The 24,966-nt window shown below is 56.7% G+C and carries 23 protein-coding genes; 10 read left to right on the forward strand and 13 right to left on the reverse strand.

Features of this window, described 5'->3' with window-relative positions; all coding sequences use genetic code 11:
* Positions 1-25: 25 nt before the first annotated feature.
* The 4 genes from AC1DFB_RS08020 to AC1DFB_RS08035 form a co-directional block, all read right to left on the reverse strand.
* Positions 26-298 (reverse strand): hypothetical protein, encoded by a 273-nt coding sequence (locus AC1DFB_RS08020; protein WP_170396636.1) that lies wholly within the window; start codon positions 296-298, stop codon positions 26-28.
* Positions 285-3,077, reverse strand: a complete 2,793-nt coding sequence (locus tag AC1DFB_RS08025) for a [protein-PII] uridylyltransferase family protein (protein ID WP_480922477.1) — start codon at positions 3,075-3,077, stop codon at positions 285-287. Before AC1DFB_RS08025 ends, AC1DFB_RS08020 begins: the two co-directional genes overlap by 14 nt.
* Complete coding sequence (locus AC1DFB_RS08030) at positions 3,074-3,463, reverse strand: DUF4440 domain-containing protein (RefSeq protein ID WP_480922478.1); 390 nt, start codon at positions 3,461-3,463, stop codon at positions 3,074-3,076. The genes AC1DFB_RS08025 and AC1DFB_RS08030 overlap by 4 nt, the downstream gene beginning before the upstream one ends.
* A 112-nt stretch (positions 3,464-3,575) precedes the next feature.
* On the reverse strand, positions 3,576-4,499 hold the full coding sequence (locus tag AC1DFB_RS08035; RefSeq protein WP_480922479.1) for a hypothetical protein: 924 nt from the start codon (positions 4,497-4,499) through the stop codon (positions 3,576-3,578).
* 347 nt (positions 4,500-4,846) lie between these two features.
* Between AC1DFB_RS08035 and AC1DFB_RS08040 the strand changes: the two genes are divergently transcribed.
* The 5 genes from AC1DFB_RS08040 (at position 4,847) to AC1DFB_RS08060 (ending at position 8,681) form a co-directional block, all read left to right on the forward strand.
* Positions 4,847-5,269: a DUF2852 domain-containing protein gene (locus AC1DFB_RS08040; protein WP_170396606.1), complete on the forward strand. Its 423-nt coding sequence runs from the start codon at positions 4,847-4,849 to the stop codon at positions 5,267-5,269.
* A 65-nt stretch (positions 5,270-5,334) separates the two neighbouring features.
* Positions 5,335-5,766, forward strand: coding sequence for an RDD family protein (locus AC1DFB_RS08045; RefSeq protein WP_170402989.1), 432 nt, complete (start codon positions 5,335-5,337; stop codon positions 5,764-5,766).
* Positions 5,767-5,840: 74 nt separating this feature from the next.
* Positions 5,841-6,665: an arginyltransferase gene (locus AC1DFB_RS08050; RefSeq protein WP_170396602.1), complete on the forward strand. Its 825-nt coding sequence runs from the start codon at positions 5,841-5,843 to the stop codon at positions 6,663-6,665.
* Between the two features lie 6 nt (positions 6,666-6,671).
* Positions 6,672-7,079: a VOC family protein gene (locus AC1DFB_RS08055; protein WP_480762581.1), complete on the forward strand. Its 408-nt coding sequence runs from the start codon at positions 6,672-6,674 to the stop codon at positions 7,077-7,079.
* A 243-nt stretch (positions 7,080-7,322) separates the two neighbouring features.
* Positions 7,323-8,681 carry a dicarboxylate/amino acid:cation symporter gene (locus AC1DFB_RS08060; RefSeq protein WP_170512093.1) on the forward strand — a complete coding sequence of 453 codons (1,359 nt, stop codon included), beginning with the start codon at positions 7,323-7,325 and terminating at the stop codon, positions 8,679-8,681.
* Positions 8,682-8,733: 52 nt separating this feature from the next.
* Here the strand turns inward: AC1DFB_RS08060 and AC1DFB_RS08065 are convergent, their stop codons facing one another.
* From AC1DFB_RS08065 to AC1DFB_RS08075, 3 genes are all read right to left on the reverse strand, one after another.
* Positions 8,734-11,088: a TRAP transporter large permease subunit gene (locus AC1DFB_RS08065; protein WP_170800499.1), complete on the reverse strand. Its 2,355-nt coding sequence runs from the start codon at positions 11,086-11,088 to the stop codon at positions 8,734-8,736.
* A gap of 17 nt (positions 11,089-11,105) precedes the next feature.
* Entirely contained in the window at positions 11,106-12,032 is a 927-nt protein-coding gene (locus AC1DFB_RS08070; RefSeq protein WP_480922480.1) for a TRAP transporter small permease subunit, read from the reverse strand.
* Positions 12,033-12,149: 117 nt separating this feature from the next.
* The gene (locus tag AC1DFB_RS08075) at positions 12,150-13,232 is read right to left on the reverse strand and encodes a TRAP transporter substrate-binding protein (protein WP_480922597.1); all 1,083 of its coding nucleotides are present in this window, start codon (positions 13,230-13,232) and stop codon (positions 12,150-12,152) included.
* A gap of 246 nt (positions 13,233-13,478) precedes the next feature.
* On the opposite strand from AC1DFB_RS08075, the gene AC1DFB_RS08080 reads away from it, so the two are divergent.
* Together AC1DFB_RS08080 and AC1DFB_RS08085 are read left to right on the forward strand one after the other, a co-directional pair.
* Positions 13,479-14,912 (forward strand): cache domain-containing protein, encoded by a 1,434-nt coding sequence (locus AC1DFB_RS08080; protein ID WP_170396592.1) that lies wholly within the window; start codon positions 13,479-13,481, stop codon positions 14,910-14,912.
* Positions 14,912-15,559: a response regulator transcription factor gene (locus tag AC1DFB_RS08085; protein ID WP_480922481.1), complete on the forward strand. Its 648-nt coding sequence runs from the start codon at positions 14,912-14,914 to the stop codon at positions 15,557-15,559. Before AC1DFB_RS08080 ends, AC1DFB_RS08085 begins: the two co-directional genes overlap by 1 nt.
* 74 nt (positions 15,560-15,633) lie before the next feature.
* Here the strand turns inward: AC1DFB_RS08085 and AC1DFB_RS08090 are convergent, their stop codons facing one another.
* Both AC1DFB_RS08090 and AC1DFB_RS08095 read right to left on the reverse strand, forming a co-directional pair.
* The gene (locus AC1DFB_RS08090) at positions 15,634-16,020 is read right to left on the reverse strand and encodes a bleomycin resistance protein (protein ID WP_255612071.1); all 387 of its coding nucleotides are present in this window, start codon (positions 16,018-16,020) and stop codon (positions 15,634-15,636) included.
* Between the two features lie 43 nt (positions 16,021-16,063).
* Positions 16,064-16,909, reverse strand: coding sequence for a HalD/BesD family halogenase (locus AC1DFB_RS08095; protein ID WP_480922482.1), 846 nt, complete (start codon positions 16,907-16,909; stop codon positions 16,064-16,066).
* A 424-nt stretch (positions 16,910-17,333) separates the two neighbouring features.
* Here AC1DFB_RS08095 and AC1DFB_RS08100 point away from each other — a divergent pair, with 424 nt between their 5' ends.
* The 3 genes from AC1DFB_RS08100 (at position 17,334) to AC1DFB_RS08110 (ending at position 20,751) form a co-directional block, all read left to right on the forward strand.
* Positions 17,334-19,085, forward strand: a complete 1,752-nt coding sequence (locus AC1DFB_RS08100) for an acetolactate synthase 3 large subunit (RefSeq protein ID WP_480922483.1) — start codon at positions 17,334-17,336, stop codon at positions 19,083-19,085.
* Between the two features lie 69 nt (positions 19,086-19,154).
* Complete coding sequence (gene ilvN / locus AC1DFB_RS08105; RefSeq protein ID WP_010442156.1) at positions 19,155-19,715, forward strand: acetolactate synthase small subunit; 561 nt, start codon at positions 19,155-19,157, stop codon at positions 19,713-19,715.
* A gap of 340 nt (positions 19,716-20,055) precedes the next feature.
* Positions 20,056-20,751 (forward strand): helix-turn-helix domain-containing protein, encoded by a 696-nt coding sequence (locus AC1DFB_RS08110; RefSeq protein ID WP_480922598.1) that lies wholly within the window; start codon positions 20,056-20,058, stop codon positions 20,749-20,751.
* On the opposite strand, the gene AC1DFB_RS08115 is transcribed toward AC1DFB_RS08110, so the two are convergent.
* From AC1DFB_RS08115 to prfB, 4 genes are all read right to left on the reverse strand, one after another.
* Positions 20,748-21,545: a DUF2189 domain-containing protein gene (locus AC1DFB_RS08115; protein ID WP_170396570.1), complete on the reverse strand. Its 798-nt coding sequence runs from the start codon at positions 21,543-21,545 to the stop codon at positions 20,748-20,750. The two genes, AC1DFB_RS08110 and AC1DFB_RS08115, sit on opposite strands and share 4 nt — an antisense overlap.
* Before the next feature lie 28 nt (positions 21,546-21,573).
* On the reverse strand, positions 21,574-22,971 hold the full coding sequence (locus AC1DFB_RS08120) for an amidase (RefSeq protein ID WP_480922484.1): 1,398 nt from the start codon (positions 22,969-22,971) through the stop codon (positions 21,574-21,576).
* 118 nt (positions 22,972-23,089) lie between these two features.
* Positions 23,090-23,797, reverse strand: coding sequence for a M50 family metallopeptidase (locus AC1DFB_RS08125; RefSeq protein ID WP_480922485.1), 708 nt, complete (start codon positions 23,795-23,797; stop codon positions 23,090-23,092).
* Positions 23,798-24,925 carry a peptide chain release factor 2 gene (gene prfB, locus AC1DFB_RS08130; RefSeq protein ID WP_170396566.1) on the reverse strand — a complete coding sequence of 376 codons (1,128 nt, stop codon included), beginning with the start codon at positions 24,923-24,925 and terminating at the stop codon, positions 23,798-23,800.
* Positions 24,926-24,966 lie beyond the last annotated feature (41 nt).

Genomic DNA, 24,966 nt, shown 5'->3' on the forward strand with positions numbered 1-24,966 from the left:
TGAATGCACGGGGGTGAAAGCCCCGTTAACGATTGCGCTTGCGCCAGCCGCCACGACGCTTGGGGGCTTGGGCCGCCTGCAAACCCTCGGTCAGGACCTGCGTCATCGGATGATCAGCAGCCTGTTCCGAATAGACTGCGTGCAGGTTGGTCAAGGCCTGATTTTGATCAAGCTCTCCGGGCAGGCTCAACGCCCAATCCAGAAAGATGCTGCGACACTCGGGCAAGGTGATGCCTTCAATGCGATACGCCTCGCGGATCAGGCCTTTGTGGTCATTCGGATCATCACTGCGTGCCATCTTCAACCCCTCCGACAACTGCGCCAATCAACGAGGCCGCAGTGCTGTAATTGTCTTGCAACGCGGATTGCAGCTGTTCGACCTGATCGAACCCGGTCGCCCGACACAGAAAGGCCGTACCGCCTTCACCGATCTTGTCGGCCTCGATCACCTTTCCCGACAGCAGACGCGCCGCACATTGCACCGACCAGCATAAATCGTAACAACCCTTCAGGGTTTGCGCCTGCGCGACATCCAGCAGCCCGACAGCGACCGCCCCGTCCAGACCCGAATGGACATCGCGCTGGGGCAATCCGGCCAGCAATGCGCCCGTCTCTGCCATCAGTTCGATATCCATCATGCGGCCCGGCCCATTCTTTGCGTCCCAAACGCCCGCTGGCGCTTTGGTGGCGGCCAGCCTTTCGCGCATCGCGGCCACTTCTTTCAGCACCTTCTGGCGATCGCGCGTTTGCGACAGGAAATCGGCGCGGAAGCTTTCGATATCTTCGGCCAGACCGGCGTCGCCTGCGACCACATGGGCGCGGGTCAAAGCAAGGTGTTCCCACACCCAGGCCTCATTCTGCTGATAGTTGGTGAAGCTGACCCAGCTTGTAGCCACCGGCCCCTGATTGCCCGACGGGCGCAGACGCATGTCGACCTCATAAAGCCGTCCCTGCGACATTGGCGCGCTGAGCGCCGTGATCAGTGCCTGGGTGAACCGAGCATAATACGTCCGCGTCGCCAGCGGGCGAGGACCGTCGGACATATCCTGATCCTGAGGATCGTAGATGACAATCATGTCCAGATCGGATTGCGAGTTGATGCGCCCTGCCCCAAGTGACCCCATGCCCAAAACCGCGGCGCCGCGCCCGGGCACCGGTCCATGCTTTTTGGAGAACTGGTCGACAACGCAGGGCAGAACCGCCGCAATCACGGCCTGCGCCAGTTCGGCATATTGCTGCCCGGCCTGCGCCCCATCGATCAGTCCGCGCAGATGATGCACACCGATGCGAAAGTGCCATTCCTTGCACCAGCGACGTGCGAGATCGAGCTGTGTTTCATAGTCGCTTTCCTCTGCCAAGGCCTGCGTCAAGTCCGACTGCAAGGTCGCCTGCCCGGGCCAATCGCTGAAGAAACTGCCACCAATCACCGCATCAAAAACCGAGGCGTTGCCCGACAGATGGGTGGCGAGCGCATGTGACGTTCCAACGATATCGACCAGCAGATCAATCAGATGCGGGTTCGCTTCGAACAGGGAAAACAGCTGCACTCCAGCGGGTAATCCTGCCAAAAACCCATCCAGCGCCAGCAATGCTTCGTCGGGTTTCGCAGTTTTTGCCAATCGCGCCAGAAGTTCCGGCCTGAGCCGTTCGAATATCCGTGCACCCCGCTGCGAGCGAAGCGCCGGATAGGTGGGCCAGCGGGCCAGCACACCCTTGTCGAACTCGACTTCCTGTACCGGCGCGGGTGCTGCGCCCGGTCCGGGGGCAAAGAACCCTTCGGTCAGTTCATGCACTTCTGTCAGGCGGCGGGTCAGATCAGCGGTCAGTTCGGCGCTGCTGATGCCCATCAGGCACGCGACCCGTTCGATACCGTCCTCTGAATTTGGCACCTTATGGGTCTGCGCGTCGTGCACCATCTGGATGCGATGCTCGACCTCGCGGTGGGCGCAGTAGTGGTCAGTCAGCTTCTCGGCGACATCTTCGGGCACCCAGCCTTTTGAGGCCAGCGCCGCCAGACCGGGAACGGTGCCCCGTACACGAAGGTCTGGATCACGTCCGCCCGCGATCAATTGGCGGGTCTGGGTGAAGAACTCGATTTCTCGAATACCGCCCTGCCCCAGCTTCATGTCGTGACCGGGAATCGAGAGACTTCCGCCCGTTCCCTTGTTCTCGCGTATACGCAGTCGCATGTCATGAGCGTCTTGAATGGCGGCAAAATCCAGATGCCGCCGCCAAACGAACGGGCGCAATGCATCGAGAAATCTTTGACCTGCCGCGATATCCCCGGCGCAGGGGCGTGCCTTGATATAGGCCGCACGTTCCCACGTGCGCCCAAGACTTTCGTAATACCGCTCGGCCGCTTCCATCGCCAGACAGACGGGCGTGACCGCAGGGTCGGGGCGCAATCGCAGATCGGTGCGGAATACATACCCATCAGCCGTCTTGTCGCTAAGCGTGGCACAGAAATTCCGCGTGGCGCGCACCATTCCCTGACGGGCTTCATAGAAATCATCGGGATCGAAACGGGTTTCGTCGAACAGCACGATCAGATCGATATCCGAGCTGTAGTTCAGCTCATGTGCGCCCATTTTGCCCATCGCCAGAATGACCATACCAGCTGCGGTTTCGACATCATTCTCGGTCATACCCGGCAGCTTGCCGCGCCGGATCAACGCAGCAATTTCGGCCTTCGCTGCCACATCTACGGCCAAAGCGCCAAAGTCAGTCAGCGCGGCAGTTACCTTTTCCAACGGCCACGCACCTGCCAGATCGGCCAGCGCCGTCAATAAGGCCATGCGCCTCTTCGCTTGCCGCAAACCGGGTTTCAACTGATCCGACGGCAGCGCGCGCGCCGCGTCCATCACTTCCGACAATGCCTGGTCCGGTTGCTGTAACGCGTGTGGCAACCAGTTCCTTTCTTGGTCAATCAACCCTTTCAGGTAGGGGCTAGAGCCCGCAGTTCCCGCGATCAACTCCCCCTGCTCGGCAGTCAAATCGGGCAGCGCCGCGCGTGTTTCGTCACCCAGATCGGTATGAAAAGCGCGCGGCAAGCGGTTGATAACAAGAGACTGGCTCATGACCGTTCCAGTGGTGTGTCCTGGCTGAAACTGTTGATCCCGACATCGTGACGCTGCTCCCACAGGGATGAGATCAGCATCGCCTCCCATTCCTGTGCTTCGGGTCGCAGATAATCTGCCCTGTATGAGAGCAAAACCACATCTGCCGATAAGACGCGCAACCTGGTATCGCTGAGTTCATATTGCGCCATCGTAGGCGCATCGGCGAACTGGCCAACATGATCGTCGCGGTTGGCAAAACCCGTTGGATACACGCCCAGAAAATCGGGGCTCAGAAGTGCCCGGTCGGCCTGTGCATTGCCTTCAACCAGCGCAGTCCATACCTGTTTTTCCAGCGAGAGGATCTGATCGAGTGACGGTGGGCTGGTGTTTTCAATATCTTCCATTTGCCTATGACTTGTGACGGCCGAAAATCAGATGCGGCCAGCGCACATGATCGGACAGAGTTGGCTTAGCCCTGTCCGATTGAACAGCAGAAAGGGCCGAATGTCCAAATCGTTATAGCCACTGATCCACTGGCGGCAAATCGAAAGTGAACGGATTTTCTATCCCATGCCCAGCCAAATCCCACTCATCATAGTGCTCGTCTTCACGAAGCTGCAGAAACACCGCCTCAAGCTGATCGTTCAAACTCACCAACTCGTCCCAGGCGTCACCCAAATGAGCCTGAAACATCGCCAGTTGTTGGAACAAGCCATCTGGCAGGGGGCCAAATTCCACACTCCCCAGATCGCGAGCTGGGAAATACATATCCTCTTCAAACTGAAAGTAGCGCGACATTCCGTCGTTAAAGTCAATTTGGCCATCGAACGAGACCGCAGCAAATACTTCATAAAGACCGGTCTCATTCATTTCGAGCTCGAACGACACCTCGAAACTAAGCGCAAAATCAGAAATTCCGTTTTGATGAAGCTTGCCTGCGATCTCGACGACCTCGTAATAGCCGTATGACGCCAGAACCAGATCGCCATTTGCATCGAACCCATGCACATCGAACATCTCCCCCTGTTCGCTGGCTATAGACAGATGCTGAAACTGTGCTGCCTGACCAATGTGAACGCCCTCAAATCCAAAGGCGGACCGGGCCTCGTAAGAAACAGGTATGTCCGTTCCATGCATGCTTATGGTTTCAAGCGCGACTTGCTGTGTATGGTACAGCTCGGAAATGAGCGTGGCGCTTCCGCGTGTCGCGATCTCGTAGTTCACCATCGAAAGACTGAACTCAACCTCGTGAGACCCAGCGCCCTGATACGCGCTGACCGTGCTGTCGATCACCCCGTCCCAAAACCCGCGCAGTTCGATATCCGGCAGATCTTCTTTCCCTTCGAGATCATGGGGATCGAGGTTCAAAAAAGGCAAATCGACTTGATCAATCGAACTAGATACGCCGCCTTGCGAAGCTAGGCCTGGTTCGGTCGACAAGATGAAACTCTCCTCTGACCCGAACGGCCAATGAGTTGTGTTCACAACAACCATTTCAGCGACCTCCCTTGATTACTCCTCGGAAAACTATGTATGCAGCCATCGTGCAAACCCTATGGAAGGGTTTGATTATTAAGCCTTCTTAATGAAACGTTTAATCGATGGGCTGCGTCGCTCGGCCTGAAATACTGAGACGCAAATCCGCCTTACCCCGCTGATTGATCCGCCCGGTCAGACGCTGGATTCCGAAAAATGTAAATCTTTTTCACATACCCCCTTGCAACCACCTATCCCCCCTCCCATCTTGGTAATGTGAAAAGCATTTACATCCTAACTGGAGAGAGCACATGACCGCATTGTCCGACCACGCCGTTCCCCAAAATCCGGGATGGCTGCACCGAAGCGAAGCCTGGCTTGATAGCAAGGGAAAAGGCGCCTGGATCGCCGCAATGGTCCTTGGCTTTATCTTCTTCTGGCCCATCGGCCTGGCCTTTCTTGCCTATATGATCTGGAGCAAACGCATGTTCAGCAAATCCTGCAGCCGCCGTTCGTCGTGGAACAGCCACATGAGCGCCATGAAACCTTCGGGCAACAGCGCGTTTGACGCCTACAAGGCCGACACACTGGCGCGTTTGGAGCGTGAACAGAAAGACTTTGAGGCGTTCCTGCACCGCCTGCGTGAAGCCAAGGACAAGGCCGAGTTCGACGAGTTCATGGATGAACGCGCCCGCGATAATCGTGATGACGAAAACGGCGAACAACCTGCCTAATCGTGGCTTGCCCTGTCCCGCCCATCGGGACAGGGTGTTTCTGCACAATACCCGGATTACAATCTATGCCTCATCTGCCTGACCCTGACAGCCAACCCGAATTCTACCAATCCGTAGCGACCAAGCGCTTTTTTGCCTGGCTGTTCGACATCGCCTTTATCTCATTGCTCTGTACAGTTGCGATTCTGCTGACCTTTGGCATGGGCTTCTTCATATTGGCGCTGATCTACGCAGTCATCAGCTTTGTCTATCGCGTTGTTACCATCGCCAACGGCTCGGCCACACTGGGGATGCGCTTCATGGGGATAGAGTTGCGTGACGCCTTTGGCGCCCGAATGGATACGGGCAAAGCCATTGCACATACGGCAGGGTATTTCGTCAGCATGGCGATCCCGGTACTACAGATCATTTCGGTCATCATGATGATGACCAGCGCCCGCTGTCAGGGCCTGACCGATGCCTTCCTCGGCACCGTGATGATCAACCAGCGCGCCTAAAAACACCTGAGTGAAACACTTGGCTGCGCCAAAAACCGTTGCTATCATCGGTTCCGAGGAAATGCGGGACCTTCATGCGACACACGCTGCCAATTGCGCCACAATTCTATGTGACGGCACCCCAGCCCTGCCCTTACCTTGAGGGCAGGATGGAGCGCAAACTGTTCACCGCCCTACAGGGGGAAGGTGCGGATCAATTGAACAATTGCCTTTCGCAACAAGGATTTCGCCGCTCGCAGAACGTTCTGTATCGCCCGTCCTGCACCGACTGCGCCGCCTGTCTGTCTGCCCGTATCGATGTGTCAGCCTTTCAGCCAAGCAAAAGCCAAAAACGGGCCCACAAGCGCAATTCCTATTTGATCCGACGTGCAACATCGCCCTGGGCAACGGATGAACAGTTCGACCTGTTCCGTCGGTATCTGGACGCGCGCCATGCGGATGGCGGCATGGCCGATATGGATGTCTTCGAATTCGCCGCGATGATCGAGGAAACCCCGATCCGCAGCCGAGTCGTAGAATATGCCGATCCCGAAACCGGCGAACTGATCGCCGTCAGTTTGACCGATGTACTGGATGACGGGCTGAGCATGGTTTACTCATTCTACGATCCAGAGTTCCAGCAAAGCTCGCTGGGCACTTACATGATTCTCGACCATATCGAGATCGCGCGCGAGGCTGGGTTGCCCTATATTTATCTGGGCTATTGGGTGCCCGGCAGCCCCAAGATGGGGTACAAGGCCAAATTCGCGGGCTTGCAGGTCTATATGCAGGGTGAATGGCAGCGAATTAAAAATCCCGAGCAGTGTGACCATACGGCCCACCACCCCCTTTCGTCGGCCCCGATTGCCGAGCAGGTGGCCAACATCCAACTGCCTGACCGCCACCCCACCAAAGGTTAATCTATCATGCGTCAGAGCCTTCATGCGGTGACGCTGGTCGTCCCGGATTATGACGCAGCGATCGCGTTCTACACCAAAGTGCTGTGCTTTACTCTGACGCAGGATATTGATCTGGGCGATGGTAAACGCTGGGTGCGGATCACGCCTCCGGGCTCGGATGGTGCTTCGTTGTTGCTGGCCCAGGCTGTGGGCGCGGAACAGATCGCATCGGTCGGCAATCAAACCGGTGGGCGCGTTGGCTTTTTCCTCGAAACAGATGATTTTTACCGCGATCACGCGGCGATGCTGGAAGCAGGCGTTGGGTTTGAAGAGCGCCCGCGCCATGAACCCTATGGAATTGTCGCCGTCTGGCGGGATCCTTTCGGAAATCGTTGGGATTTGATCGAATTTTCAGCACCTGTATCGACAAAATAAATACTTTTTTTCATCGCTTTAAACTACCTTCCGCCATGCTGCGCCCAATTGTTAAGCAATCTTAATCGACCTTCCCCCGCCCGTGCGATTGAAAGTTGACGCAAGGTCACCAAATTAGCCGCACTTCTAAACGTCCAGCCCAAACCTGAAACCCGCAGCTCAATCAGACGCTGACCGGGCTGGCTTTATTGTCGCTACGGCAGGCCTCCCACCCTGTCGCAGAGGTTCTGAAGGAGGGGGAAAATGACATATGCCGCACGCCGACTGGTTTCGGCCACGCTGACGACCCAGATTCTGGTCGCGCTCGCCTTGGGCTCGATCTTTGGTTTGGTCTTGAACTATCTCGATATCGCTGCGCTCAACGCAACACTTGTGCAGGGTGTGCTGTCCATGTTTGGGCAAATGTTCCTTAATGCACTTCAGATGCTTGTTGTGCCGCTGGTTGTATTCTCACTGCTGTGCGGCGTTGTCGGCATTGGCGATGTCAAATTGCTGGGCCGTGTCGGAGGGCTGACCTTCGTTACCTATCTGGCCACCACCGCCTTGGCCGTGACAACTGCCTTGATCTTTGCGGGCCTCATTGGGCCGGGCACAGGATTCACGAGCCTGCATCTGGCCGGTGATAGCGTAAGCGTCGCCAACCCACAGACCACTTGGGAAATACTGGCAAACATCATTCCCAAGAACCCGATCAACGCGTTGGCCAATGGTGAGATGCTGCAGATCATCTTCTACGTAATGGTCGTTGGTATTGCAGTGCTAATGATGGGCAGCCGCGCCAAGGCCTTTGTGGAAGGCTGCGAGTTCATGAATGAACTGGCAATGAAGATCGTCAATATCGTCATGGCCTTCGCCCCCATCGGCGTCTTCAGCCTGATTGCCAAAACCTTTGCGATGGAGGGCTTTGGCCTGTTCGGACCGGTGATCGGCTATCTGACCACGATCAGCCTGACGCTGGTATTCCATCTGTGTGTCACGTTGATGGCGCTGCTGTATTTTACGACCGGGCTGAGCCCTCGGGTATTCCTGCGCAAGATGCGCTCGGCGCAGGTGTTTGCGTTTTCGACCTCAAGCTCGAACGCAACAATTCCGGCCAGCCTGCAATGCGTGACGCAGCGCGTCGGCGTTGACCGTTCCGTGGCGTCGTTCGGTATTCCCCTAGGGGCGACGATCAACATGGACGGCACCGCAATCATGCATGGTGTGGCGACGGTATTTCTGGCCAACGCCTATGGCATCGATCTGGGGTTGAGCGGTTATCTGACCGTGATTTCAATCTCGGTTCTGGCCTCAATCGGCACGGCAGGTGTGCCCGGTGTGGGGATAGTGATGCTGGCGATGGTTCTGAACCAGTTGGGTATGCCGCTGGAAGGCATCGGCATCATTCTGGCCGTCGACCGGATCCTCGATATGATGCGGACGGTAGTGAATGTCACGGGCGATGCTGTTGTCACCACCATCGTCGGGCAAAAGGTTGGCAAGCTGGATAAGGCCACGTTCGACAATCCCAATGCCGGACTTGTCGAGACCACAGACCTTGCAATCGATCATGCCACTGAAGCGGAGTTTGAAAGGCTGACACACCCACAACCGAATTCCTGAAAACAAACGGAGGCCCTAACGGGCCTCCGTTTTCGTTAGATCAAGCTGCAGATCAGTTCGGGATCAGGTCAGGGACGATAGTCACAATCGTGGGGAAGAACCACAGGATTGCAATGCCCACAACCTGAATAATCACGAACGGTATGATGCCGCGATAGATGTGGCCAGTGGTGACCTCTTTCGGCGCAACACCCCTGAGATAGAACAGCGCAAATCCGAACGGAGGCGTCAGGAACGAGGTCTGCAGGTTCACCGCCACCATGATTGTCACCCATTTCGGATCGAACGATCCGCCGTAGATCACCGGCCCAACGATCGGGATCACGATGTAGATGATCTCGAGGAAATCCAGCACAAAGCCCAGGAAGAACAACACCAGCATCACGATCAGGAAGACCGTGAATTCGTTGTCGAAGCTCTTGAGGAACTGCTGGATATAGTGCTCTCCACCAAACGAAATCACCACCAGGTTCAGCAGTTGCGATCCGATCAGGATGGTGAAGACCATCGACGTCACCTTCGCTGTCTCACGCACCACCGGTGTCAGAACCCCGCTTGAGAACAGCACCCAGCAGCCGTAGATCAAGCCGAACAGCGCATAGAGGTAGGCCGAATAGGCGATGATGAACGCGATCCAGCTTTCAACTGAAACATTGCCCTGATTGATGCGCAGATCAAAGTTCACTCCCATCACCAGTGCGATGATCACTGCGAAGGTTGACCAGATGATCACTTTGCCCGACCGGTTCTGATCCTGAAGTTTCCGATAGGCCGCTAGCATGATCGCTCCACCCGCCCCCAGTGCCGCAGCCGGCGTAGGGTTGGTGACACCGCCAAGGATCGAACCCAACACCGCGATGATCAGCACCAGCGGTGGGAAGACCACACGGATCAGATCATTGGTCGCGCAACGGGCGGCAGCTTCTTTGCACCCATGCATTGCGAGCGCAAAAGGTATGGCGAGTATCAGGAACGTAGCCCCGGACGAAGTCGTTGGCGCGATCAGCAACACGTCGACCAACAGCATCAGCAACAGGCCAATCGCTCCGACGATCAGAGGCTGCGGCGCTTGCGACGGTGCGATTCCGCGACCCAGCACCAGTGTCAGACCCAGCAGTACCACAATCACGGCGACACCGTTGCCAATTGGCGCTGCAGCGGCGATCTTGGCCTCTTGCGCAGCAGCCAGTTCCTCTTCGCTCAGACGCTGCGCTTCGGACGAACCACCTGCTTCGTCAATCGCTTCCTGCTCGGCCACGGCCTGATCCCAGGCTGATTGCCCATGCAGTTCGATCATCGAAGCCTTACACTCTTCGGACACGTTCGTGCGCAGCGAGGCGCCCTGCCCGATATCCGTAAATGCCGAGACCGAGATGTTCTGGCTGCCAATCACTCCCGCGCTTCCCAAAAGCACCGCGCCAACAATCAGAGCAACCGGAGCACCCAGCAGCCAGGTCAGCCCTTCCGAGCGCGTGATGGTTTCACCCGAGCCTCCCGACAGTTCAACTGCCGGGGCCTTTTCCGGGTTCAACAGCGCATAGCCAAAGGCATAAAGCGCATAGAGCAGCGCCAACATGATCCCAGGCAGCAACGCCGCCTGGAACAATGTACCCACCGAAACAACCGCAGGTTCGCCCAGATAGGTCAGCGCGTCGGTGCACCCGGCCTCAACCGCGCGTGTTTCCTGCGCGGTCGAATAGAGGTCACCAGCCAGTGTACCTAGCAGAACGATCACGATGGAGGGTGGAATGATCTGCCCCAACGTACCCGAGGCCGCGATCACACCTGTCGCCAATTCCGGCGAATAGTTGTTCCGCAGCATGGTCGGCAGGGCCAACAGTCCCATGGTAACAACGGTCGCGCCGACGATACCGGTCGAGGCAGCAAGGAACGCGCCCACGACCACAATCGAGACCGCAAGGCCACCGGGCAGCGGGCCAAAGACGCGCGCCATCGTGGTCAGCAGGTCGTTTGCAATTTTTGAACGCTCCAGCGTGATGCCCATCAGAACGAACATCAGCACCGCCAGCAGCGTCTCGATCGACTGCCCGGCCAGAACACGTTCGTTCATGCGGTTCACGATGAAGGAAACATTCCGGTCCAGCGCGGTTTCCCAGCCTTGTACAAAGACCGGCTCGGCGATCCTTGGCAAATCCGGGTATCGGAACACGGATATCACGTCAGGTTTGACGCCAGAATTCACCACGTCGCGGTAGGCTTGCGAGCCGGTGTCGATCGCCTGGTGGATCAACAGTCCGGCACTATCCAATGCAGCGATAATCCCGAACGAAATCACCCCGGCCCCACCGATGGCAAAGGCCACGGGGAAACCCGAAAGAATGCCTCCGAAGAGGCAGAAAAATACGATAATGAGGCCTATCTCGACGCCATCAAGTCCGAATAGCATTGTCTGGTTCTCCGTCCCTAATGCGCGCCTTCGTAGGCTTCTTCACCCTCGCCAAGGCTGTCCTTGTCGAGGTATTTTCCTTCACTTTCCGGCCCTTCCACGTATTCCAGATACGAGCGATACAGGAACGCAATCGCGTGCAGGAACACCATGGCGGCAAAGGCCACCAGCAGGATTTTGAACAGGAAGTAGGCGTTGAACCCGTTGGGACTAAACCCGATGGTTTCCACGTTCCAACGCAGCGCTCGGGACTTGGCCACAAGCCTATCCAGCGTGTCACTGGCCGAGGGTTTCGGCACGATCAGGTGCCGCCACATGAAGTACCATCCATACATCCAGGTCAGAACGGCCATGGGCATCATGAACAGAACCGCCCCGCACATATCAACGACGCGTTTGGCCTTGTGACTGATGCCCGCATAAATCAGGTCAACGCGCACATGGCCGCCCTGCACGAATGTGTAGGTGCAGCAAAGGCACACAACCATGGCGTTGTAGAGTTTAAGTTCTTCGGCGAACCAACTGATATCCATTTGAAAAGGGATACCCAGCCCAAAGGACATATCCGGCCGTGTGAACACCCGCTGCATGAATACGATAACGATCTGCTGAATTACCATCAGCAATCCCGCCCACGCAAAGAATCGACCCGTGGTGTTGGCAAAACCCTCAAGCCCGCGCACCATGCCCCACATGAAGTTCCGGTAGTAGAGCCCTATGGCCGTCAGCACGAGAAACAGCGTGAAGATCACAAAGAAGAACTCCACAGACCCGCCATAATAGACAAAGCGCATGATTGCCTCTTTGTCGGACCAGTTCAGCCAGAGTTGCGGATGCGTGATGGCGTATCCGAAATTATAGAAGGCTTCGGCAATGTTCTGAATGAACCATATCAGTCCATTCCACAGGGCGCCGAAGAACGAGATACCGTTTTCGTCCTGCATGTTGTCCCCAGGTCGTATCGGTTGCACGTTTGGTTATGACGGCATGTCCGGGCCGCTTATGTGCAACAGGAAAGGCTCCCCCGCTGACGGGGGAACCGATTGCATTGAGCGGATTGCTTAGCCGCGTACGCGGTCACGCTGCGAGGTGTAGACACCCGACGACCGGTTGTTCCATGCCGACGATGCTGCCATCGACTCCATGGCGCTGTCGTGAATGCGCTTGAACAGCTCATCACCCATGTTTTCATCCAGAACTTCTTGGCTGGCTGCGCCAAACGCGTCCCAAACGCTGTCAGGGAATTCCATGACCTTGACACCACCGGCCTGCAGACGCTGCAGCGCTGCACCGTTGTTGGCCAGGAATTGTGCCAGGTTCCACTGGTGGCACTCGGCAGCTGCGATCTCGATGATCTTCTGCTGCGCGGCAGACAGGCTGTCATAAACCTCGCGGTTGGTGGCCAGCGACAGACCCGCACCCGGCTCGTGGAAGCCCGCGGTGTAGTAGGTTTTGGTGATTTCCTGGAAGCCCGCTTTTTCGTCAGCCCAGGGACCGATCCACTCGGTTCCGTCAATCGCACCGGACGACAACGCCTGATACACTTCCGAACCCGGAATGTTCTGAACGGATGCGCCCAGTTTGCCCAGCGCCTTGCCACCCAGACCCGGCATGCGGAATTTCAGGCCGTTAAAGTCTTCGGGGCTGTTGATCTCTTTCGAGTACCAGCCACCTGCCTGCGCGCCAGTGTTACCGGCCAGGAAGGATTTCAGGCCGAAGATTTCGCCCAGCTCATCATGCAGCTCCATGCCGCCGGCATGGTAGTACCAGTTCACCAGTTCCTGCGCGGTCATGCCAAATGGAACAGTGGTGAAGAACGCATAGCCCGGGTGCTGACCCACAAAGTAGTAGTCTGCCGCGTGGTACATATCGGCCTGACCGGACGATACCGCGTCAAACACCTCAAAGGCACCAACCAGTTCACCAGCGGCTTTGATTTCAACGTTCAGGTCGCCATCCGACATTGTGGTAATGCTGTCGGCGCAACGTTGCGCGCTGTCGAACACACCTGCGAGGCCACGGCCCCACGAGGTGACCATAGTCAGCGTGCGCTTGCCTTGCGCATAGGCGGGCGCTGCCAGCGTGGTGGCTGCAGCGGCCGAGCCGCCCAGTGCTGATGTTTTCAGAAACTTACGACGATCCATATGAGTGATCCTCCCCTTCATATTCATTCCCCGGGTGATGCCGGGTCGATCGTTTCTAGTGCGCGTTAGCCTAGTTCCACACACATGAATGTGAATACCTACTACTACGTAGCCAGTCGGGTTTTTCCACATTCAAAAGCACAAATCCGGTTGATTTTACCCGCTCACGCCCAAATCACTGTGGCCGAGCACTGTGTTCTTCCAAATTTTTTGCAATTTCCCGGCAGCTTGCGTATCGATTCGAACATGGGAGGAATCCGGAACCTAATCTCGCTAACCTATGCGCAAAAACTGTCGCTGGTTGCCGCAATCCCGCTGATCGCAGCGGTTGCGGCCATTGCAATGGTGGTCGCTTATGAATCCCGCGCGACCGCCGAGAGTGAGATACAGGCCCTCGAGCGCCGCCTGATCGAAGCCAAAAAAGAAGAGCTGCGTAATTACGTGACCCAGGCGCGGAACGGGTTTGCCTATATTTACGGTCGCGCCTCCCCGGATGACGAAATCGCAAAAAACCTCGTGACCCAGATTCTGTCGGCGATGATTTACGGCAAGGACGGGTTCTTCTTTGTCTATGACTATGACGGCAACAACCTCGTCAGCCCGCGCCAGACTGAATTCATCAATCGCAACTGGGCCGATCTGACCGACAGCGATGGCACCCCGATTGTGGATGAGTTTATCACGCTCGCCCGACAGGGCGCGGGCTGGCACAGCTTTATGTGGCAAAAACCATCGACCGGTGAAGAGGCTCAGATGATCGCCTATGTTGTTGGCCTGCAGGACTGGCGCTGGGTGGTGGGCACGGGTGTGTTCATCGATGACATCGTCGCCACCGTCGCCAATGCCCGTGCTGAGGTTGAGGCGCGCGTGCAGCGCACATTCCTTTATATCGGAGGCATTGTTCTGGCCGCTGTTCTGATCGTCTTTGCCTCGGGCATGTTGCTGAACTTCCGCGAACGGCGGCTGGCTGATGCCAAGCTTAAGGAACTGACACAGCGGGTATTGGACGCTCAGGAAGAAGAGCGCGGGCGCGTCGCCCGCGAATTGCATGACGGCATCAGCCAGATTCTGGTTGGCGTACGCTATGCACTGGACAACGCCCGACGACGTCTGATCCGCGGGGATGACGAATCGGCGCAGGAACCATTGCAAACAGGTATCGACAATCTGGCCACCGCCATCACCGAGGTTCGCCGCATCAGCCGCGACCTGCGTCCTGGTGTTCTGGATGATCTTGGGCTTGGGCCAGCGCTCAAGGCTTTGACCGACGATTTCAGTGAACGCACGGGTATTGAAACCGATTTCTCAACCGTGGTGTTCCGAAACCGATTGGATCAAGACAGCAAGATTGCCCTCTACCGTATTGCGCAGGAAGCCCTGACCAATATCGAGCGCCACTCGGGAGCAACTCGTGTTACCATTGACCTGCGAGGTCATAAGAAAGGCGCCACGATGCGGATTACGGACAATGGTCGCGGGTTGCGGAACGAACCAGGCCATGTCAGCACCGGAATCGGGCTACGCAACATGCAGGAACGGATCGAACAGCTTGACGGCACTCTACGCATCCTCTCATCGCGCGGCGGGCGCAGCGGCACCGTGATTGAGGTCAGCTTGCCGCTCAGTCATATGCTGCCACCACAGGAAGACCCAACGCCAAAACGAAAGGCCGGTATCTGATGTCCGACTCAATCATCCGGGTCCTTATTGTCGACGATCACCCCATGGTCGCCGAAGGCATTCAGTCTCTGCTGGAAAGCTATGATGAGATCGAAGTTGTCGGCACACTTTGCAACGGACAAGAAGCTGTCGATCGAGCAACCCACCTGCAGCCGGACGTGATCCTGATGGATCTCAACATGCCCGGCCTGAGCGGGTTGAACGCCACCGAGATCATTTTAGAGCGCCTGCCCAAAACCCGCGTTCTGATCCTGTCGATGCATGACAGTCCCGAATACATCTCAACCGCGCTCAGCCACGGCGCCAAAGGCTATATCCTCAAGGACGTTCCCACCGAAGAGATCAAGCAAGCCATCGATGCCGTGATGCGGGGCGAGCGGTATCTTTGTACCGGGGCCAGCGGCTCGCTGGAGCCCAAGGACGGCAACACGCGCGAGGCGCTGACCGGCCGGGAACAGACAATCCTGCTGGAATTGGCGCAGGGTAAATCCAACAAAGAGGTGGCACTGGCGCTGGACATTTCGGTGCGCACAGTTGAGACGCATCGCAAGAACATCAAGCGCAAACTTGGCATCTCCTCCACCGCCGGCTTGACCCGCTATGCCCTGGAGCATGGCGTCCTGCAGGGCACCAGCCCCGGGCTATGACCGCAGCGCGAAACGCGCTGCCCGGCCCAACCGAAGGAGATGTGCCAACGGCAAATTGAAGTCGGGCGGGAGCACTACCCGCTGCCGCGTTCACTGATATCTTCACCAAAGAACACCAAAGTCCCGTCTTCATCGAGGACATGAAATTCGCGCTGCTGATACGGCTGATCGAATGGCGGGCGCACCCGCCCTTCAGGCAGCTCCTCCAACCCGGGGCGCAGGCTTTCGAACAGGCTGTCGATTCCTTTGACGTCAACATAAAACGACTGCTCATCCCCCAATGCGCGCCCATCCTGACGCGGTGGACATTCCAATAATCGGATCGCCACAGGATCACGGCGCAAGAAGGCATAATTGTCCTGCCTGAATGTGCAGGAAAACCCAAGCCGCTGAGTGTAGAACTCAATCTGCGCGTCCAAAGAAGAACAAAGGACAAATGGTGTAAGTTGTAATATCTGCATCAAAACAGCCCTCTTCCAACCTCGGGCCCGAGACTAGCACATATCAGTCAAGCAGTTGATCACCCCGCAACCCTTCACGCTCATAATGATGCGGCAGCACACGGCCATAGAGTTGACGGGTCCGCTCCACCCCACCACACATGCCTTCGGTTTCGACAAACGAAAAGATACCAACATAGCGTTTCCGTTGTCCTTCAACCGGCGCTACCCGGTGCAAGGCATAGCGCCCCTTGAAAATCTGCAGGTCGCCCGGTTGCAGTTCCAGTTGGTGTACGCCCCTCCTGCTGCCATCCAAAATCGCAGCGACGCCTTTGAAATTCTCGTCTTCACTGGTCCGCAGATTGGGTGCGTATTCGAATGCACCGCCCTCCTCGCCATTCTGGATTGCCAGCGTCACGGTGTAATTATTGGTGTCAAAATGCCACGGAAAGCCGCCTCCCTTCTCGACCACATTGATGATCACATCCGCCAACGGGTCATCATATCGGAAGAACCGATCCTCCGGCTCGTTCAAAGCCATGCGGATGAAAGGCATGAAACCTTCATACTCATAAATACGCCGCAGCGGGCTTGTGACAGGGAAGTTGTCAGCCGGAACAAAGGCGTTGGATCGGTCATAAAACCGTCGGATTGGATGACCGATCCCGTAACTGGGATCATCCTGCGTAAAATAGGCATTCGTACGATTGAACGATCGATGGGCTTTGGGAGCGACGTGATCGGCCTCAGCGATCAGTTTCCCAAGGCCATCTTCGTGCACAAAGCCGGGGAGGACCGCGCATCCATCAGCTTCCAGGTCCCGCCTCAGGTCCGCGATCAGCTGCCTGTACCCGTATGAATCAGGCCGATCGATCGGATAGCGCCCCAGATCCACAAGATCGTGCAGCATGTCTGACCTCCCGATTTAGCGCTGTTTTCACCAGCCTGCCTCAGCATCGGGCGCTGCTCTGGTCTGTTTCAGACATGGGCCTGACGCAATCAGACCACTGTTGATCACCCGATCGCCCACCAATTTGCGGCGAATTTTCGCGGATATTTCTCGACCTGCGTCATTTTGCGCAACAAAATATCAAATCCCACAAGCCCAGACTTACAATATTTTTGTATTTGCCTGTTGACGCCCCTTCCCCTCAACCATAATGTCCCTGCACGCAAAGAAGGAGCCTCTGGCGATGAAAGCGCTAGTCGTAATCGTAGGAAACACGCGCATGGGCCGGTAACGGTAAACCATAATCGAACCCATGCGCCTCCGAAAATCTCGGGGGCTTTTTTTGGCAACACGCAAGACACATGTCGCGAACGGAGCAAAGCAGATGACACGTGAGATGACCGGCGCAAAGATGGTGGTTCAGGCCCTCAAGGATCAGGGCGTGGACACGGTATTCGGATACCCCGGTGGCGCCGTCCTACCGATCTATGACGAGATCTTTCTGCAAAATGACATCCGTCACATTCTGGTACGGCATGAGCAAGGTGCGGTACATGCTGCCGAAGGCTATGCCCGCTCGACCGGCAAGCCGGGCGTTGCTTTGGTCACATCCGGTCCTGGCGCGACCAATGCCGTGACCGGCTTGACCGATGCGTTGTTGGATTCAATTCCGATCGTTGTTCTGACCGGTCAGGTTCCGACCTTCATGATTGGCTCTGACGCCTTTCAGGAAGCCGACACCGTGGGCATCACCCGCCCCTGCACCAAGCACAACTGGTTGGTGAAGGATACCGACTCGCTGGCGGCGACTATGCACGAAGCCTTCCATGTGGCCACATCGGGTCGCCCCGGCCCCGTGCTGGTCGATATTCCGAAGGACGTTCAGTTTGCCTCGGGAGAGTATACAACGCCGAAACCGTCAACTTCCCATTATCAGCCGGTATTGAAAGGCGATTTGGAAGAAATCACGGAACTCGTCGCAGCAATCGAGACCGCGAAGAAACCAGTCTTCTATACCGGTGGTGGCGTTATCAATTCTGGTCCAGCTGCCAGCCAGCTGCTGCGCGAACTGGTGGATGCAACCGGCTTTCCGATCACTTCGACTCTGATGGGGCTTGGGGCCTATCCGGCCTCGGGCGAAAACTGGATCGGCATGCTTGGGATGCATGGGCTCTACGAGGCCAACATGGCGATGCATGATTGCGATCTGATGATCAACATCGGCGCGCGATTTGATGACCGTATCACCGGCCGGATCGATGCGTTCTCGCCGAACTCAATCAAAGCCCATGTAGATATCGACCCGTCGTCGATCAACAAAGTTATCCGTGTCGACATCCCAATAGTTGGCGATGTTGCCCACGTGCTTGAGGATATTCTGAAAGTCTGGAAAGCACGCGGTCGCAAATCAGACGCTGCCAATATCAAGCAGTGGCAAGACCAGATTAACGAATGGCGCAAGGTCAACTGCCTTGCCTTCACAAACAGCGAGAAGACCATCAAGCCGCAATACGCGCTGCAACGGCTTGAAGAGCTGACGAAGAAATATGACCGCTATGTCACGACCGAGGTTGGACAGCACCAGATGTGGGCGGCGCAATACCTGGGCTTTGAAGACCCCAACCGCTGGATGACTTCGGGCGGGCTGGGCACTATGGGCTATGGTTTCCCCGCCTCGATCGGTGTGCAAATGGCACATCCCGATGCGCTGGTCATCAACGTGGCTGGTGAGGCCTCGTGGCTGATGAACATGCAGGAAATGGGCACGGCCGCGCAATACCGCCTGCCCGTGAAACAGTTCATTCTGAATAACGAGCGGCTTGGAATGGTACGACAATGGCAAGAACTGCTGCACGGCGAACGCTATTCGCATTCGTGGTCCGAGGCCCTGCCTGATTTCGTCAAACTCGCTGAAGCCTTTGGTGCCAAGGGTATCCTGTGTTCCGACCCGGCCGATCTGGACGACGCGATCATCGAGATGATCAATTACGACGGTCCGGTCATCTTCGACTGCGTGGTCGAAAAGCACGAGAATTGCTTCCCGATGATCCCATCGGGCAAGGCCCACAATGAGATGCTGCTGGGCGAAGCCGAAACGCAGGGCGTGATCGATAGCAAGGGGTCGGTTCTGGTTTAACAAAATTCGACTAACTTTATCGGGCGCAGGATGGCGCCCGGCTCTCTCAAGATCATGAAAGGGACATGAATGTCTGCCCTGCAAATCAAAAAAGGTGCAACCCGCCATTCTGCATATAACCTACGCCCAACATTCTCGGACGTGCAGGAACAACACACGATCGCGGTGCTGGTTGAAAACGAACCGGGGGTTCTGGCCCGCGTAATTGGTCTGTTCTCGGGTCGTGGCTATAATATTGAAAGTCTAACGGTTGCCGAGGTTGACCACACCGGGCATCTCAGCCGAATTACCATCGTCACCACCGGCACCCCGCAAGTGATTGAGCAGATCAAGGCGCAGCTTGGACGCATCGTGTCGGTCCGTGACGTGCATGATCTGACAGTCGAAGGTGCTTCGGTCGAGCGCGAGTTGGCGATCATAAAGGTTGTGGGTGAAGGCGACAAACGGGTCGAAGCCCTGCGACTGGCCGACATTTTCCGGGCCAATGTCGTCGATAGTACGCTGAATTCGTTCATCTTCGAGATCACCGGTGCACCGGACAAGATCGATGCCTTTGCCGATCTGATGCGCCCTCTTGGCTTGATTGAAATCGCCCGTACCGGAGTTGCAGCCCTGTTGCGCGGTGACTAAGCCCCATTTCCGCCCTGGGACTGAATTCATTCTCGGGGCGGCGGCCTGCTTGGCCATTGTGCCCTGCTAACCTCAAAAAGGCTTAATGCGTTCATCAAATATGAGCAACAGCATGAAAAAGATCATGCAAATAGGCTGAAAGCCTATTGATTTTGCTTATCATCAGACTAGCCTGTGACGCGTAGCGAGGCGCTTTGCAGCGCCCGTTGGGGTCAACTTTACGATTTCTGAATACTGCGCGGCCGCTGTGCCGCCGCAAACCTGTTTTTGCTGAAGATACAAACGGAAATCTGGGACAGAAGTGACCGACATCAATCGCAGCCCCGCAGAATTGCGCAGCATGTTCGGAGCCAACCTCAGGCAGCTCGCAAACAGTTATCGGTCGGTTTCAGAGCTTTGCCGCCAATTGGGCATCAATCGAACGCAGTTTAATCGCTATCTGTCAGGTGAAAGTTTTCCCAGGCCGGATGTGCTGGACCGGATGTGTCGATTCTTCGATATCGACGCGCGTATCCTGCTGAAACCTTTGGATGAAATAGAACCGGTCGCCGCTCATCCCGCATCAGAAATCATCGATCGATTTCTCGTCACCGGGTCAGAAAAAACTATGGCGACCGGATTTTATCACGCCGCTGAGGCCTCACCAAACCGACGCGAACCAACACTTCACCGGCTACTGTTTATGCGCCGCATTAGGCATTGCACCTTGCTGCGCAGCTATGAACCCTTGTCGCATATGCCGAAATGCTCCGCGCCCATGCGTGAGGTTCAGGGCATCGTTTCTCACATCGGCGGACAAGTCTGCGCATTGATGTCCCGGCCCGGCGCACAGGATTGCAGAATGATGGTTCTGAACCTTCCGCCTGAATCGGCACCTCAGGAATGGTCGGGTTATGTGTATCGGTTGGCCGGTGGCAGTGGATCCGATGTAAGACGGCTTACGCTGCATCACCTTGGGCATGATTTGTCCGCAGCACTGCAATCGGCCCGAAAGGCGCACAATTCATCAGGGCCTGACTTAAACGGACAGATTTAAGAGGGTGTCGGCTGAGCAGCCCCGGACGGATCGTTGTCCAAGATCAAGCGATAAAGATGCCAGCTGGCATGCCCCAGCAAAGGCAGGACGATAAACAGGCCCAGGAACCAAGGGATCATCGCCAAAAAAGTGATGATCGCGATGAAGGCCCCCCAGGCCAGCATCACACCCATGTTCGCTTTGACATAGGCAAAGCTGGTGATCATCGCGGTCACAAAATCCAGCTCACGATCCAGCAGCATAGGGATCGACAGCACGGTGATCATGTACAGAATGATTGCAAATACGGCCCCGACCAGTGTGCCCAATACCAACATGCTCAGCCCATTCGGGGTCAGGAACACCTCAAATGATGTTGAAATATTGGTCATCGTCGACAGCCCCATGAACAGGGCAAAGATCATGTGGCCCAGAAAGAACCAGAACAGAAAGATCACCACGATAATGGCGCAGATCGACGGCAGTTGCCTTCGGCTTTGCTGTATGACCACGCCGAAGATCGCACCGGGATTCAACGGCTCACCCTGTTCCAGCCGGTGCGAGACCTCATATAATCCCACGGCAGCAAACGGCCCGATCAGGGGAAAGCCGATCGCGGCCAAAACCAGCCAGAACGACGTTCCCGTCTGCAGCGTGACCCACGCCATCAGCCACCCGGCCAGCACGTAGAAGCCTGCGAACAGAAGTCCGAAAAGCGGCGCGCGGCGATAATCCTGCCAAGCTCGGCGTAACGCTTCTTTCAGCATCGCGGTATCAACGGGTTTCAGCGTCGGCACACCAAAGGGTTTGTCCATTCTTGTTTTCTCCTCCCGGGCGGTTGTTCTACATGGCGGGTCGTTTCTGAGGCCAAAGCGTTGCAGAATGATATGCCGCCCCAATCGACAAGATCCGCGCATCTGCACCACGCGGACCGAACAGCTGCATTCCCATCGGCAGCCCTTGTGCTCCAAAACCGACAGGCGCACCCAGACAGGGCAACCCCAAAAGGCTGACGGGTGTCACGACCTGCATCCAGCGATGGTAGGTATCCATCCCCTGCCCCTTGATTTCGGTTGGGTACGGCGTTTCGAGTTCGAACGGCCAGACCTGCGCTGCGGGCAACACCAAGGCGTCATAGTCTTCGAAAAGCTCCACCGCCCGCTTGTGCCAGTCAGACCGGTTCACACTGGCCCGGTGCACATCCATCGCGCTGAGCGCCAGGCCTCGCTCCAATTCCCATTGAGCGGTGTCTTTGAGTGATGATTTCTTCTTGGCCAAAGGCTCCAACCCTGCGGCCACTGACCAGGAGCGCAGAGTAATCCAACTGTCCCAGATCAGGTCCGCGTCAAACGGGGGTGCAAGCGCCTCAACTCGCGCACCGCGTTCTTCGAAAACGTGCAAAGCATCGCGGCATAGCGCGAGGATACCCTCTTCGCACGGAAACGCCCCGCCCCAATCGCCCAACCAGCCTATGCGCAGCCCTGTCAGATCAGCCGCTTGAACGGGCGACACGCTCTCGACCTCTGTGCTTAAAGGCATCCTTGAATCAGGGCCGGATATGACGTCAAGCAATAGCCCGATGTCTTCGGGGCTGCGCGCCATAGGCCCCAGTGTTGAAAGCTGATGCAGATAACTGTCCCCCACTGGCTCGGACGGAACGCGCCCCCAACTTGGCCTGAACCCGTAGACGTTGTTCCAGGCAGCCGGGTTGCGCAGGCTGCCCATCATGTCCGAGCCGTCCGCCAGCGCCAGCATTCCCGTCGCCAACGCCACTGCTGCACCGCCCGACGAACCTCCACAGGTTTTCGTGGGATCATAGGGGTTACGTGTTGCACCATAGACAGGATTGAACGTGTGCGAACCCAGTCCGAATTCCGGCGTGTTGGTCTTACCGATCAGAATTGCCCCAGCATCCCTTAGCCGGGTGGCCAGCAGATCGTCAGTTTGTGGCACATGATCTTTGAACAATGGCGAACCCTGCGTCGAAGTGATCCCTGCCACATTTACCAGATCTTTCACCGCTATCGGCAACCCGTACAGTGCGCCGCGAGGTGACGCGGCATCCGCCGCCCGCGCCTCGGCCATCAAAGCGTCTTCATCCCGCAGCGCGACAATCGCGTTTACCTCACCGTTCACCTGGGCGATCCGATCCAGCGTCGCGCGCATCAGTTCTGCAGCTGAAAGCTGTCGGCGGGACAAGGCGTCAAGAATGTCCGTCGCGGATGCTCTGGTCAAATCCATGCGGGTTGGTCCTTTGGCTGCTCGTCATCAGCCTAGCGACGTGCTCGGACCATTTAAAGCCACTGTTTAAATGTATCTTTTTAGAATTTCGCGAAGAAAAGCGACGCAAGAGCGCAGATCATCTGATCCTGAGGTCGATCCGCACATTGCTGTCGCGGCCCAGCACATTCTTCAGACCAAAGACGATCATCACCAGACTAAGCACCAGCCACAACCCGCCCCACATCATGGTGGTTCCGCCGAATTCTTCAGCCAGCATATATGCATCTGATCGCAATCCCGCGCGTCGGATCGTGTCATCGAAAATGTCAAACGGAACGTAGATCATGCTGGTCAGCCCGATGACCCGTAGAATCAGATCACACAGGTTGCGGTTCAGGAACCACGCGGTGGCCAGCATCACCGCTCCACAGCCCGCGCTGAACGCCATGGCAAACGGTTCCCGGATATACAGGAGCGCAACAATCAGCATGACTCCCCCAAAGAGACCAAGCGCAGCCTGATCGGCATTGGTGCGCAGGGCGATCATCAGCAGGCCCATCCCAAGCATCAAGGACCCAAGATATCCCGCTGACAGACTGACAAACCGATTGCCTCCTCGGCCAATAACCAGGCCACCTTGTTGTGGAGAGACCGAGAAACTTTCAACCGAACCACCGGTCAGGATAATGGCACCGGCATGCGAAAGCTCATGCAGGAACACAACCAGGATTTTCAACGGAAGCACCAGCATCGTGTTCCAGAACACAAACACCAACGCGACAATTGCGATCAATTGCCAGTGGCCCTTGATCAGGTTCATAGCCGAGGTCAGGGACTGCCGCAATTAGCCCTCGCCCTGTGCCTCGGACCGGCTTTTGCCTGAGACATTCAGGGCCAGTGTCGCCGCCATGAAACCATCCAGATCGCCATCCAGCACACCTTTGGTGTCGGATGTTTCATGATTGGTCCGCAAGTCTTTGACCATCTGATAGGGCTGCAGCACGTAAGACCGGATCTGGTTGCCCCAACCCGCATCGCCCTTGGCTTCGTGGGCGGCGTTGATCTCGGCGTTTCTGCGATCCAGCTCTTGCTGGTACAGCCGTGATTTCAGCGCTTTCATGGCAATATCGCGGTTCTGGTGCTGCGATTTCTCGGAACTGGTGACCACGATTCCGGTCGGAATATGCGTAATCCGAACCGCCGAGTCCGTCGTGTTCACGTGCTGACCACCCGCGCCCGAGGACCGGTAGGTATCAACGCGGATATCCGATGGGTTCACCTCGATCTCGATATTGTCGTCCACCACAGGATAAACCCAGACCGAACTGAACGAGGTATGCCGCTTGGCCGCCGAGTCGAACGGAGAGATACGCACCAAACGGTGCACGCCACTTTCCGATTTAAGCCAGCCATAGGCGTTGTGGCCAGTGATCTTGTAGGCGGCGGACTTGATCCCCGCCTCTTCCCCCGCTGTCTCGGATTGCAGTTCGACCGTATAGCCTTTTTTCTCGGCCCAGCGGACATACATCCGCGCCAGCATCGAGGCCCAGTCGCAGCTTTCCGTACCGCCTGCGCCCGAGTTGATCTCAAGGAAGGTATCATTGCCGTCCGCTTCGCCATCAAGCAGCGCCTCAAGCTCTTTCTTTGCGGCCTTGGTCTGCAGCTTTTTGATCGCTTCTTCGGCGTCGGTTACGACCTCTTCGTCCTCTTCCATCTCGCCCAGTTCGATCAGCTCGATATTGTCGCTGAGATCGGTCTTGATGGATTCGTAGGTCTCGATGGCATCGACCAGCAACTGCCGTTCGCGCATCAATTTCTGCGCGTTCTCGGGATTGTCCCACAGGTTCGGATCTTCAACACGCGCGTTGAATTCCTCCAACCGGTGCGGCGCTGTTTCATAGTCCATGCGCTGCGCCAGCAGCTCCAGCGACTTTTCGATTTCCGCCACAATATTCTGGGTTTCGGCGCGCATGGTCAGGTCCCAACTTGCTCAATCAGGTGTGCGTGATAGCA

The organism is Ruegeria sp. S84 (assembly GCF_056583445.1).